Below are 13725 nucleotides of genomic sequence, written 5' to 3' on the forward strand. Positions count from 1 at the left end.
TACAGAATCATCCGGTTCGTCGGGGATGGCGATAGGCATAGTAGCCCAAAACCACTTTGATTGCTTCTTCGATTGCTTTGTTGATTGGGATTAAATTCCGACCCAAATCAGGATCGATACCTCGAAGCTGATCATAGTATCTACTGATAATTGGTACTGGTCTTCCGGATTGCAAGTGATTGTTTGCAGAGGCTACATTTTCCGGAGATTGGCTTTTGATGGTTTTACAGGTCACCAGTTGGGGAGTTTTATTTTTGCCCAGCATTGCCGAAAAGCCAAATAGCCTGCAGATCATCCCACGGTATTTATAGTTCTTGCAGAATCCTTCCGAATCGCTGATAGTTAAAGCATTGAGATTCATACAAATGGAGCTACCTGAGTTTTGAATTTGATTAAGCCATTGGTGTGCCTGGTCTTGCTTGTATAGATAATAAGCCAGCGGCATAAACTCCAAAATAGTGGCAGAAATATCAGGTTTCAGGCAGCACATACCACAACCTGTTTGACATTTTAAACCAGTAGCTTGCTGAAAGGTGGCTACATCCTTTTCCGCCTGACGAAAAACCTTTTCCACCATTTGGACTTTGCGATACACCGACATGTAAATCGCCGCGAATATAGTGTTGGTTATTGAATTTAGGTCACTCCATTTTTCGAGCAATCTACTTCAGCTTTTAAAGAATGAAGAATGTTGTAAAGCCCAAAGAATGTGCGATTGAAATAGATAAAGTGTCGAGAGCCACGAGCTTGAAGCCTACTCATCTCCGGATCCTTCGAAATAGCTTCTCCTTTGAGATAGATCTCCGTGAAATAGGTATCATCACTAAAATCAAAATGTCCCTGATTAAATGGTCGCGACAGCAATCGAATCAAATCGGTGAACATCCTGGTGACGATTTTGACATCTTTTTCAGTATCACTTGAACGAATAATCTCCAGTTGTCTGAACAGCTGATTGACCCTTTCCGGATTATTTAGCACTTCGTAATTCGCTAACTCAAAGTAGGCCTCATAAAAATCGTTCGGGATATGTTTGATGCATCCAAAATCAATAACACCGAGATTATTTTGCTCATCAATAATAAAATTTCCGGGGTGAGGGTCTGCGTGCATCATCCGCAGCGTATGCATTTGAAACATGTAAAAGTTCCAAAGTATCTGACCCAGCTTGTTTCTGTCGTCTTGCTTTTGTTCTCTCTTCATCCAGGCTCCTATAGGTTCACCCTTAAGCCAACTCATGGTCAGAATTTGATGGGATGATAGTTCAGGAAGATAAGTAGGGAAGAATACCCCATTAATAGTTTTGCATTTTTGTGCGAAATCCATCGATTGCCGGAGCTCCAGATTGTAATCAGCTTCCTCAAGAAGCTTTTCTTCTACCTCATTCATGTATGGATCCACATCTTTGCCTTTTACATTCATCAGTTTTAAGGCAAAGGGCTTGGCTAGCTTTAAGTCACTTTTTATGCTATCTGCCACACCCGGATACTGCACCTTCACTGCGAGTTTTTGTCCATTCAACTCAGCCTTGTGAACTTGCCCCATTGATGCTGCGTTGCTGGCAGTTTTACCGAATACATCAAAAATCTCGTTTGGTTCTTTCCCAAGATTCTCGATGAAAGTCTTCTTGACCAATGGGTAGGATAGAGGAGGAGCACTATATTGTGCCATAGCAAATTTATCTGAGTAAGCTTTTGGCAGCACGTTTTGATCCATGCTAAGGAGCTGAGCCATCTTAAGTGCACTCCCTTTTAGTTCGCTCAAGGAATCATAAATATCTCTGGCATTGTCATTATCAAGCTCATTCTGATCCAGCTTCCCTTTGAAGGCAGCCTTGCTGTAGGCCTTCACGTAATTTGCACCAACTTTTGCTCCTGTGGTGACGAACTTACTTGCTCGCCTCACTTTTCCAATCGGAATTCGATCTAGTTCTTTTGACATTATGCTGATGCTTTAGAAAATCCCATTCTTTGAAGGAAAAATTTGCTAAGGTCAATGATGGAATCTAACGCTGGTAGTTCTCCAATGTCAAAAGCAGTTCGTGTCGTCTTCTCAATGAAAACATCGGTATCGGCAGCATTTGCGGAATCATCTCGGATCCAGAAAAAGAGGGTGGCTATGGTATGAGACCACAAAACCTGCTTGTAGGCAGATTGTGTGATGTTTTGAGCTTTGCCAGGTAGATAATCAAAAGTTTTAGCCCATTCAATTGTTGCATGGGAGATGATTTTTTGAGTCTGAGCCAGTTCAATTGGCAACTCATGTGGCTTTTTATTTTCTAGCTTGTATAAGATATAGGATCTGTCAGATTTAACGATTTCTAGAAATGTATAAAGAAAAGAGAGGTGTTTCTCTCTAGCATCCATTTCCTCAAACTCAGGATCGTTTTGAACGATCCTAAAGGTCTGCTGATAATATTCATCCCAAATAGACTTCTCTATGTTTTTTAGAGATCCAAAGTGTTTGAAAAAATCATCATCTGAGATTTTCATATGCTTTGTGAAAATCCTCACCGTTTGGGGAGCTTTGCCTTCAGTTAAGAGGAAGTCCTGATATCCTTTTTGAATCGAAGATTTTGTTATTGGTTTTTTTGCCATGGCGAATCGTTTGAGATATAACACTCCGGCTGTAGCTATGGTTTTACTTTTTAGAGTTATTTCTCAAAAACAGTAAGTGGAAATTTTTAGTAAGTAGCAAATTGTACATCTTTAATGCATGCACCGCCTTTTAGCCTTTTTATTAGCATTATTCTGCTTTTTGTTTTGTTTGTTGGGTTCTGAAATATCCAATCAAAATCAGCGGAACCTTGAAGTTGTTTGGTTTACCTCTACACCTTTCATAGAGGAAGATGGAAATGGAAATATTTCCGGCATTGAGCCTGAAATGTTTGAACTATTCAAAGAGTATATGAAAAATATGAAGGGTGAGTCTATTGGCTTGACCTTCACCAAGGCTGAAAATTTCATCAACATTTTAGATCGGGTAAAGGCCAATGACGACCCGAACATTGTGGGTGCTTCTGCGCTATCGATCACTGCCGATAGAAAAGGTTATGCCCAGTTTACCGAGACTTATTTGCCGGACATTACCGTATTGGTATCCAGCGAGGGGACACCAATTGTGAATACGATCGAAGAAAAACTCGAGATGATCCGTAGCTTAACCGCAGTTACAATCCGCGGGACAAAGTACGAAACACTTTTAAGAAACTTAAAAGCAGATACAGGAATAGACTTTGAAGTGGTTTATATCACCAGTGATATGAATATTTTGGATGGAGTGATGAGCGCTCCAAATCGTTTTGGCTTTATTGACTTACCTATTTATCTCATGCTTATCCAAAAGGGAGGTGAAGTTACCAGACAAAATTTCTTCAATACACAAGGTGATGGATACGCTTTTATTCTGCCGGACAGCAGCATATGGAAAAGTGATTTGGACGAATTTTTAACCGACCCTAACTCAAAAGCGGCCATTGCAAAGATCATCTCGAAATACCTGGGTGAGGAACTTTATGAATTTATAGATAACCTGTATGGAGGCCCTGAACTCAGTACATCGATCCTGACTAAGGAGAAAGAGTTGCAGTTGGCACTGATAAAGAATGCTAACCTTAAGCTAGAGGAGGGACAAGCCTTTCAACAAACGCTAATTGTGGGTGTGATAGTTATATTGATCTTCTTTGTCGTCATTGGCTACCTCTTTTATAACAATCAGAAAACCACACGATTGCTTGTAGGACAAAAGGACAGAATTGAAGAACAGCAAAAGGATATAAGGGTTAAGAATCAGCAGCTGATGAATAGAAATGCGCAGCTCGTCGCACTCAATGAAGAAAAAAACAATCTGGTAAAAATCCTGGCTCATGATATCCGATCTCCTCTCAGCCAGATTATGATGGTAGTTGATATTGTAAACCAAAACATGAAGGATCAATTCTCAGAGGTGGAGGTAAAGATGCTTTCTCAAGTCTCAATAAGTGCGGAACGAATCAATCAGATGGTGACGAAAATTCTGGATGTAGATGGACTTGAGGAGACAAGAATCAAAGTGCTGCAGGAGCGTGTGGATGTTTCTGAAATCATGCGAGATGTAGGGCAGAGGTATAGGCCTATTGCAGCTAAGAAGAATATTGAATTAACTGTTGAGCTTTGTGAAAATCACAATATTATCCGAACGGATCACCTTCTGCTTCTGCTCGTGTTGGAGAATCTAATTTCCAATGCAGTTAAATTTTCCGAGCCAAATACAATGGTCTCACTTTCCTCAAAATGTGAATATGATAATGTGCTCTTCAGAATTTCAGATGAGGGTCCAGGATTTTCTGAGGAGGACAAGAAGAAGGTATTCAACAAATTTCAAAAGCTGAGTGCAAAGCCTACCGCCGGTGAGGTGTCTACCGGGCTTGGCCTATCCATTGTGAAAAAATACGTTCAGGATTTGGGAGGAAAAGTATGGCTGGAGTCAGAAGAAGGTAAGGGGAGTACGTTTTTTGTGAAATTGACCGTTTAGGAGTTGATGATCAGTTCTGCGACTTCCTCACCAACCAGGCTCCCAATAGCTACACCCATACCGCCAAGCCTTACACCCAACACAATGTTTTCTGATGCCTGCTGTACAATTGGCGACTTGTTAGCCCCAAAAGCCATGATACCAGACCATTCCATTTCAATTTGATAGCTCTGATCCGGCAGGATCACATTTTCAATATCCTTCACCAACTTTTCTTTGATTACGGAGTTAATGCCAAACTCAAATGTCTCTTCGTCCTTTAATGCCAGGTTTCTAGCACCACCAAATAGAAGTTTGCCATAGTAATCGCGGAAGTAGTAATAGCCTTCATCATAATGGAATGTGCCTTCAAACTTTAAAGGCTTTTCTGTCCGAATACTCATCACTACTCCACGCCCGGGCACAATATCAAGTTGATGATCTGGTAGGAGCTTTTTCGTAAATGCATTGGTACATACGGCGACTTTCTTTCCCTTAAAGGCATAGTCTCCGCATCTAACCGTCACACCATTATCATTCTCTTCGATTGAATCCACTGTACATCCCGTGTGTACCTTGATGCCTAATTGATTGCAATAGTGCCAAAGAGTTGCCATCATCCTCCCGGTATCGATTTGCCCTTCGAATGTATTCTCAATCAGGTGTGAAGTGTTTCCAAAACCAAACGAGGAAATCTTATCGTTGGCCAGGTGGAAGACTTCCTTTCCAAAGAAATCATGAAGCAAATCATTTACTTTCTCCACCTGATTTACAACTTTTGAATCCTGATCAAAGATCAATTCATAGCCGCTTTTAACCTGTAGGTCAATTTCACTTCTGCCTAGCCTTTGGCAGGTCTTCTGCAACCCATCCCAGCGTTTCATCACCAGGTTTACCATTCCTTCCTCACCCAGAGAATCAATATCATTCAAAAGTTCAGAGACACTTCCAAAGCAGGCAAATCCAGCATTTTTAGTGCTTGCTCCTGTTGGTAGAATCCCTCGTTCCAATACGGTCACATTGAGAGCCGGATCTAGCTCCTTGAGGCTGGCAGCTGTAGATAATCCGGTTATACCCGCACCGATAACTATAATGTCGGATGAAAGAAAAGATTGTTGTTCCCAGAGGCTATGCACGTGATTTTATTTAATGAAGCTGAAAATTACTCATTCAAATAGTGAACTCTCAAAACCTCTGTTCTGATTTTGGCTGAAGATAAAAAATCCAGCCAAAAAAGCTGCTGGGCAGAGAGTTGATCGTTGGGGGACTTCACTTCATAAAATTGATAGCTAGCATCATTCCACAGAAACAGATCGGGGAACCCAGCACTGTTTTCTTTCATGTTCTTGGACATTTCCAGCAGCACCTTTTTGAGCCCGGCGAGAGGAAGCTTCTGAATCATCAGGATGAGGGTGGGAAGTAACTCCTCATGCCATGTCACAAACCTGTTCGCAATCCCATGTTTTAGATCGTGCAGATGATTGATGTGTTTGGTAAGCTGATCTCTGGTTCTGAATTTGCTGAGCTGATCCTTAAGGAGGTCTTGTCTTGCTTCAAAAAAAGATGCATCATTCAGGTCAGATGGTTGTCTTTGCAGGGGGTGATGAAAGGAGCCGTGCGAAGTGTCAAAGATGATTTCCCAGAAAGTAAGTCCGAAGAGTCCTCTCCAGATGTAATTTTCTGCGTGCACACCATGCCATCCCTCTTTTGAGAAGTATTCAAGCACCGCATCTTCCACACGATTTTCGGGGGTTGGAATGGAAATACTTGAAGCACCTTTTAATCGCTCTGTCATGCTGCGGTTAATTCTTACTCCTTTTCGATTCAGAAAATCCGTAGCAAAAGTGAGCTCAGATGCGTTTACAGCTTCCTCCAGCATTTCCCTGGCTATATTCACTGCCTCTTCTTTTTGACCCAATTTTTCAAGTATTCGTACTTTTCTTTCTCTGGCCGGGGGCTTATTTGTGAAGGAATAGTAGTGTAGGGCATGATCAGCCATTTGCCGCTGCTCAAAGTAGTAAGCGATTTTAAGCAGTAGTTTTTCAGCTGATTTGGCAGAACGTGGAAAAGAAAGCCAGGAACTCCACGGCATTTCTTCCAGATAGTCTTCCAGGGGTAGCTCGGCTTCCAGAATTTCATAGATCATCCGCCGGAGCTGTGAAATATGCATAACTGCGAGTGCTTCCTCCCGTGACCCAAACCAGGGCTGAAAGTTAGCCTCATCCAGTTTTTCAATTTTCACATTGCCAACGTCACGAACGACAAAATCTGTCATGCGTCCACCGCGATGACCAAAGAAGAGAAGCTTGATGAAATCAACCTCATCGTTTTTGAGTACCTCGACGATCTCTTCACGTTCATAAATAACAGGTAGGTCAGCTTCAGTGAGTTCTGCTAAGATTTCGTCCTTTTTTTGCGAAGGATGAAGGAAGTCAAAGTATTCAGTTAGCTCTTTTTTGGTGAAGAGATTGAACTGTGAAGGGTCATCGCTTTCATTGATTTGAATGAACTCTTGATTTAGGAGTTCTTCTTTTGCTTTATGAACATCGGGAATCTCAGAGTAGTTAATTTTGCTAATTCTAAAAAATATACCTCTTCGATTTGAGAAGCGCAGATAAAGGCACTGGGCTGGCTCAGATAGGTTTCTAAATGCCTGATAAAAAAGGTGTTCCGGCTGATCAAGAATGTGATCATATTGTCTTTCTACAAAATCCAGTACATACTTGAAGTAGTCTAAATAGTACTTTTCAGGCAATATGATTGGATCTTTTTTAGACATTGAATGATTCTTGATGGCTTTAGGGTTACTGAATTCGTTAAATTGGTATTATTATAATAAACCGCCACTCATAATTCGCATGAAAGCAATTTTAATTGTATTATTTCTCTTAACGGCACTGTTGTCCTATACTCAAAGTTATGTCGATTCAGGCATAAGACATTTTAGTGTGGGCGAGTATGATGAGGCATTGGAAGATTTTGAAAGTGCGGATGAAATCAAATCCATGCTTACGCAAACTGCGATTGCTAAGATTTATTATTACCGAGGGATGATCTGGTTGAGTAAAGCTGAGAAATCCTCTGGTAATTATACAGAAGTTGATCCTTTGCAAATGGCTTTTTCAAACTTAACCGTGGTACTCAATCACGATGACGCCTGGAAACCGCAGATAGATGAGGCCTATACTAAATTGAGTCGTCTCCTTATGGCAGAAGCGGATAACTACCTGAAGCTGGAAAAGAAAGCTGGTACAGTTGATGAAAAGACCAATTTGCTTGACAAACGAATTAGTTATTTGCTTTTAGCAAAAGAGCTTGGGGTTTCATCTTTGGTAAGTCTATATCTGGGGCAAACAAACAAGCAGGCTGGCGACATAATCTTTGAGAGTACTACGAATGTGACCACCATGCTAAAGGCAAAGGGCTATTATGAGGAATCACTCAAGCACTACGAACTGGCAAGGTATGACGACCCTTTCTCTAAGGATATAATCAGAAATCTCCTGACCATTTCCAAAAGACTAGGTGATGTGGAGCGCATAGCTGAATACGAGAAGTTACTGGAGCTGGCTGGGGGGTGATGAAGAATAGGTAATTGATTTGTAACGCCACGCTAGCAGGAGTGCGCCCCGAACGTGGCAGAAAGACTCTAAGATAGCGCAGGTACCCGACACCTACAACGGTAGCTATGAAACACTGCAAATAGAAAGATTGAATCCAGAAGCAAAACAGTTGCTAGGAGTATAGATACTTTCAGAATGGGTAGCGGAGCGGTGAAGCTCAGATGAGATTAGTAGAAAAATGCACAGGCGCATTCTTGCTAGCAACTGTTATAAGCCTACTGCTCTAAAGTTCTTAAGTTGTCGATCCGCTCTTTAATGACGTCTCCATTTTTGTAGCCAAGCATTACTGCTTGCTTGAGTTCTAAATAGGCTGAATCAAATTTTCCAGTCATAGCAAGTGCTAGTGAGTAGTTAGAATGCGCTAGAGGAAGCTGAGGATCGATTTGTATTGCTTTTCTTAGATTCTTTACTGCTTGTTCGATATCTCCTGTGTGAATATATAAAGCTCCAAGGCTACTATATAAGTCTGGGTTGTTAGGATCTAGTTCTTTGGCTCTTAAATATTGTTTTTCAGCTAAATCAAATTTTGAAGTTAGCCTGTAGAGTACTCCTAAGTTGACTATTGCATCTACGTAGTTAGAGTCAATTTCAAGTGCTTTTTTATGATAGAATTCAGAGCTGTCGTACATGTCCGTGTCGTAGTATAGATTACCAACAATTGTTAGTACTTCTTTACGAGAGTATTCTGTTAATTCTTTTGTTAATGCGGTTTTGAGTTCAGTCTCTGCTTTGGAATATTCTCCGTTCCGGTAGTACTCGGCTCCAAGTTGAACATTTGAATCGCCGTTAGGAGTTGAGCACGAAACTACAATTATGATGATTAAGGAGAGAAGGATTGTTTGCTTTACTTGCACAGTTCTAAGTGGCTTATAACATTAATGTAACTCGCACAGTGCGCGTTATTTATCTTATATCTTTTTTGTTTGTGCTATTCCTAACTATCTGAAAACCAACTTTAAATCCGTTTTTTAGTTACTTGTAAGCATTTGTAGACAGGTATAACACACACTTCAAATATACAAAAAGCGGTTTTGCATAGCTCTCTGATTTATTCCTGAATAGGCATAACCTGATCGACTTGAAAACCTAACCATATGGTTCACACAAAGTAACAGGTCACTTTGCCCAAAGTAACAGGTCACTTTGCCTAAAGTAACAGGTTACTCTGCCTAAAGTAAGCGGTTACTTTTAAGCTGCTCTAACATTAATGCGCGAACACAATTGGTGCAAACATTACTTTTCATTAAATATACCCTTATCTGTAAACAAAAAGCCGATCCAAATAGATCAGCTTCTCATACAAGTCTTGATGAAAAACTCACATCTGCTTCACAAAATCCCTAAATACTTTCTTATGTAGTTCCAGGTTTAAATCCGGAGAAACTGAAACACGCGCAATGTAGTCTTTGTCAGATTCTTTGGTTGTCCCCTGGGTGGAGGTGGCTGGGATCGTCCAATAGCACCCTTTCAGCTGGCCATAGCTCACGCAGTATTTGCTCTCATTTGGGATTTCAGTGATCATCATAGTGATCAGCTTATTATTGAGTTCACGCTTGTGTGCTTCCCGCTCTATTTCGGTATCGCCTTTGGTAGGCAGATCCAGCGAAAATACGGATGGAGTGAAGCCTTCTTTGGCCAGCTCTTCTGATACAAAATTGATCCTGGCTGCAGGCAGAACGTCTTTGATGAAGTTTACAAACTCCCGTGTATTTTTATAGGCTTCAGCTATTCGCTCATTCATAGATGGCATCTGCTCGGCGAGAATAGCTACCTGAAAATCAGTGGCTTCATTATCACAAAGGACCAGATGCTTTTCGATCTTCTCCATTAAGCCGGAAGCTTCCTTGTTTGCTACACAGTACCCGGCTGTACACTTTCCACCGCTCGGAAACTTAGACCCGCTGACATAAGAGATAGCCTGCACACCTGAGAAGTAGCCATTTTCAGCTAGAAACTGAACATTAGGGCAAAACGTTTGGTCAAGAATGAATACCGGATCAATTGCATCGCTACCACTGGAAGTTTTCCGCTTTTTACTCAGAGCGGCTTTTAAAGCCTTCAGGTCAGGAACTTCAACTCTCGGGTTCGTGGGAATCTCAGCGATGATGAAAGGTATGGCATCTTCATTGGCCACCTGTTCCAGCACCTTGTCCGTGCTTTGTACCATGTCATGCTTGCCGTCTACGGGGAGATCCAGCACCTCCACATTGTCCAGGCAAGCTGCTACCCGTCTGGCTTGATCATTGGTACCCCCATAGCAATTGGGAGGAACAATAATTCGAATGTCTTTGCCGGGATGAGCTTCCAGCGCATGATCTACCAGCCCCATCATGATGGCGTACTGAATGGAAAGTCCACTCGATCCAAGAAGCGCCCTGGTATCCGTGCCGGTGATCTCTCGGATGGTATCCAAAACCACTTTTTTATTTGAATCACTGTCACCTGACGATACAGCTGGATCTGATTCACCAATCAATCTTCTTAGCGCAACAACACAGTTGGCAGGTGTCATGGCAATGGTTTCTCTTCTTCTCACATGCTGAATAGCAGATACATAGGAGGCGTTTTGTTCGCCGTTGATCAGCAGGATACTTCCCAGCCCATCGAAAATACTTAAATGAAAATCAATAGCTGGATTTAGCTCAATTGCGTCAATGTCATCCTGTATCGAAACGAAAACGGTGCTACCATCAAATGCCGGTATTTCCGTTGCACTTGCCACCTTCTTCAACTCGAAGTGGTAGCCATATATCTGCTTTGCAATCTCAGAATCAAACGCCTCAGGTAATTTATCGGTGTAGACAATTTGGGTGTTTTCACCATCGGTAAGATTCTTTCGTAGGACTGCCAAAATGGGAATCGTAGCTGACCCAAAAGCGATGACTTGATCCGCCTTTAGATTGTGTTCTTTGGCAAGAGCCCACTCCAAAACGGTGGATAGGGGATGTCCCAGGCGGATGTAATCATACGCCGTTGGAAGCTTGGTTAAGTCTGATGTCTCGGAATTATTTTCAGCATATAGCTTTTCAAACTGTTGTAGAAATTCTGTTTTTGCTAATTCCTCATTATAAATATCCAGCCGGTGAGTGGTCAGGTTTAGCCAGTCACTCGGCATGTTAGTCAATACATCTTTGATGTAATTCAGTACGCTACTTTCTTTCATTGTCATGTAAAGCTTGTCTTTGCTTTATTCTAGAATTCTCAACTTGGCGAAGCTCAGCAAGAGGGTTTTTTCTCCGGCCTTTTCAAAGTCAACCTTGGCTTTCTTATTGGCTCCCTGCTCGTCAATATTTGTCACTACACCAAAACCAAATTTTGGGTGCTCCACGTTCATTCCTTCAGCAAGATTGGTCGTATCGCTTGGTTGGAAATCGGCACTTGGAGTATGGTTGACTTTAGCTGCAAATCGTTTTGTTGAGTTCTCTTTTTTGATGTTGTTAACAAAATTCTTTGTCACATAGTTGATTCCGGGGGAGACGGGATCTTTTGATGAGAACTTGCGATTTACTTTAATAAATGCAGGATCTACTTCTTCCAAAAATCTACTTGGCTCACAAGTCTTTAGTCGTCCAAATCGGTACCGATTTAAAGCATAGCTCATGAAAAGCTTCTTTTCAGCACGGGTGATGGCTACATAAAACAAGCGTCTTTCTTCTTCCAGATCGGCACGGCTACTTAGCATCATTTGAGATGGGAAAAGCTCTTCTTCCAGCCCAACGATGAATACATAGGGAAACTCCAGACCCTTAGCCATGTGTATGGTCATAAGCGTCACCGCTTCCTCATTCTTTTTGTTTCGATCTTCATCGGTGAGCAAGGCTACATCCTGAAGAAATGCCCCGAGACTTTTATCTTCTCGCTCCGGATCATCAGTAAATTCTTTTATCGCGTTGAGAAGTTCCTGAGTGTTCTCGTAGCGATTCATTCCCTCTATGGTCTTGTCTTCATAGAGTTCTTTTAGCAAGCCGGAAGTCTTGGCAATGTGAGAAGCCGTATCATAGGCATCTTTCTTCTCATCGGTCAGTCGAAAGGATTTGATCAATGTTGCAAAGTTTTCTACCTGAGTGCCGCCTTTACCCCCAACATAGGAGCTGGCCTTTTCCATGATCTCCCACAGTGTTTTACCTTCTTCATTTGCAGCGACCACCATTTTGTCAATCGTACCGGGACCGATTCCTCTTTTGGGAAGGTTGATGATTCTGCGCATGGCAGTTTCATCATTGGGATTCACGGTATATCTAAAGTAGGCGAGGAGGTCCTTGATTTCTTTACGCTGATAGAATGATAGCCCACCTACAATACGGTACTTGATATTGTTTCTCCTCAGCGCTTCTTCAATGGCTCGTGACTGGCTATTTGTTCGATACAATACGGCAAATTCCTTCTCAGAGGCATGGTTGTGCATTTTGGTCTCGAAGATGGCAGAGGCCACCAGCTTCCCTTCCTCATTGTCGGATGTGGACTTGATGAGTTCAATCAGGTCACCTTCCTGGTTTGCAGTCCAAACGCTCTTTTTTAGCTGAGCAGTGTTTTTATTGATGACCGAATTCGCTGCATTTACGATCGTTTTGGTCGACCGATAATTTTGCTCCAGTCGGATGGTTTTTAAATCAGGGTAGTCCCGTTCAAAGTTCAGGATGTTTTGAATGTCCGCACCACGGAAAGCATAGATACTCTGCGCATCATCTCCCACCACACAGATATTTTGGCGTACTGCTGCGAGCCTTTTAGCAATCAGGTACTGAGAAATATTTGTATCCTGAAACTCATCAATCATCACGTAGTGAAAGCGCTGCTGATATTTATTCAGGACGTCCGGATGTTCCTGAAAGAGAATGTTTGTATTGAACAATAGATCATCAAAATCCATGGCATCCGCGGCAAAACACCGCTCTGCGTAGGCTCTGTATATCCGACCCATCTCGGGTCGCATATTCTGCGTATCATCTTCCAGATAGATTGGATTGTTTTGATATTCTCGCCAGGATACGAGCCGGTTTTTTGCACTGGAGATTCGGTTGTAGACAATGTTGGGTTTGTATACCTTATCATCTAGGTTGAACTCCTTTACGATCAGCTTGATTAGCGATTTTGAGTCATCGGTATCGTAGATTGTAAAGTTGCTGGGGTAGCCTATGCTTGCGGCCTCAGCTCTAAGTATTCGGGCAAACACTGAGTGGAAGGTGCCCATGAAGAGATTTTTGGCATCTGTGCCCACCATCTCCTCAATCCTTTTTTGCATTTCCCTGGCAGCCTTGTTGGTAAATGTGAGTGCCATAATATTGAACGGATCAACATTATGAGCCCTTATTAAGTGAGCTATTCGGTAGGTGAGTACTCGAGTTTTTCCCGACCCTGCACCTGCTATTATCATGCAAGGACCTTCTACATTTACTACACCTTCTCGCTGTGGGGGATTGAGTTCATTGAGATAATCTGCCTGCGCTTCTGCCATGTGGCAAATCTATCAGATTTGGGCATTAAAAATTTCAGGATAACCTCCTAAAATCAAGAAACAAACTCGAAAATATTGTTAAGGACGATGAAGCCTAGAAAAGCCAGAAATAAAATCACCTCTACAATTAAAATAATGTTGCTCGCTCTAAAGAAT

At 42.0% G+C, this 13725-nt stretch carries 10 protein-coding genes; 2 read left to right on the forward strand and 8 right to left on the reverse strand.

What is annotated here, in order from left to right:
- Positions 1–7 precede the first annotated feature (7 nt).
- The 3 genes from ACEQZT_RS03430 to ACEQZT_RS03440 are packed head-to-tail and all read right to left on the reverse strand — an operon-like array spanning position 8 to position 2597.
- Positions 8–577 (reverse strand): YkgJ family cysteine cluster protein, encoded by a 570-nt coding sequence (locus ACEQZT_RS03430; RefSeq protein WP_370087257.1) that lies wholly within the window; start codon positions 575–577, stop codon positions 8–10.
- A gap of 59 nt (positions 578–636) precedes the next feature.
- A complete protein-coding gene (locus ACEQZT_RS03435; RefSeq protein WP_370087259.1) occupies positions 637–1941 on the reverse strand; it encodes an ABC1 kinase family protein in 1305 nt (434 codons plus the stop codon).
- On the reverse strand, positions 1941–2597 hold the full coding sequence (locus tag ACEQZT_RS03440) for a hypothetical protein (RefSeq protein ID WP_370087260.1): 657 nt from the start codon (positions 2595–2597) through the stop codon (positions 1941–1943). The genes ACEQZT_RS03435 and ACEQZT_RS03440 overlap by 1 nt, the downstream gene beginning before the upstream one ends.
- A 172-nt stretch (positions 2598–2769) precedes the next feature.
- Between ACEQZT_RS03440 and ACEQZT_RS03445 the strand changes: the two genes are divergently transcribed.
- Positions 2770–4512: an ATP-binding protein gene (locus ACEQZT_RS03445; protein ID WP_372530129.1), complete on the forward strand. Its 1743-nt coding sequence runs from the start codon at positions 2770–2772 to the stop codon at positions 4510–4512.
- On the opposite strand, the gene ACEQZT_RS03450 is transcribed toward ACEQZT_RS03445, so the two are convergent.
- Positions 4509–5627 (reverse strand): NAD(P)/FAD-dependent oxidoreductase, encoded by a 1119-nt coding sequence (locus ACEQZT_RS03450; RefSeq protein ID WP_370087264.1) that lies wholly within the window; start codon positions 5625–5627, stop codon positions 4509–4511. The two genes, ACEQZT_RS03445 and ACEQZT_RS03450, sit on opposite strands and share 4 nt — an antisense overlap.
- Before the next feature lie 26 nt (positions 5628–5653).
- Positions 5654–7270 (reverse strand): VRR-NUC domain-containing protein, encoded by a 1617-nt coding sequence (locus ACEQZT_RS03455; protein WP_370087266.1) that lies wholly within the window; start codon positions 7268–7270, stop codon positions 5654–5656.
- A gap of 79 nt (positions 7271–7349) precedes the next feature.
- Here ACEQZT_RS03455 and ACEQZT_RS03460 point away from each other — a divergent pair, with 79 nt between their 5' ends.
- Complete coding sequence (locus ACEQZT_RS03460) at positions 7350–8072, forward strand: hypothetical protein (RefSeq protein ID WP_370087268.1); 723 nt, start codon at positions 7350–7352, stop codon at positions 8070–8072.
- Between the two features lie 257 nt (positions 8073–8329).
- On the opposite strand, the gene ACEQZT_RS03465 is transcribed toward ACEQZT_RS03460, so the two are convergent.
- The 3 genes from ACEQZT_RS03465 to ACEQZT_RS03475 form a co-directional block, all read right to left on the reverse strand.
- Positions 8330–8968, reverse strand: coding sequence for a tetratricopeptide repeat protein (locus tag ACEQZT_RS03465; RefSeq protein WP_370087270.1), 639 nt, complete (start codon positions 8966–8968; stop codon positions 8330–8332).
- A 464-nt stretch (positions 8969–9432) separates the two neighbouring features.
- Positions 9433–11277 carry a cystathionine beta-synthase gene (locus ACEQZT_RS03470; RefSeq protein ID WP_370087272.1) on the reverse strand — a complete coding sequence of 615 codons (1845 nt, stop codon included), beginning with the start codon at positions 11275–11277 and terminating at the stop codon, positions 9433–9435.
- Between the two features lie 24 nt (positions 11278–11301).
- Positions 11302–13569, reverse strand: a complete 2268-nt coding sequence (locus ACEQZT_RS03475; RefSeq protein WP_370087274.1) for an ATP-dependent helicase — start codon at positions 13567–13569, stop codon at positions 11302–11304.
- Between the last annotated feature and the right edge of the window lie 156 nt (positions 13570–13725).

The organism is Ekhidna sp., assembly GCF_964218185.1.
Classification (GTDB): Bacteria; Bacteroidota; Bacteroidia; order Cytophagales; family Cyclobacteriaceae; genus Ekhidna.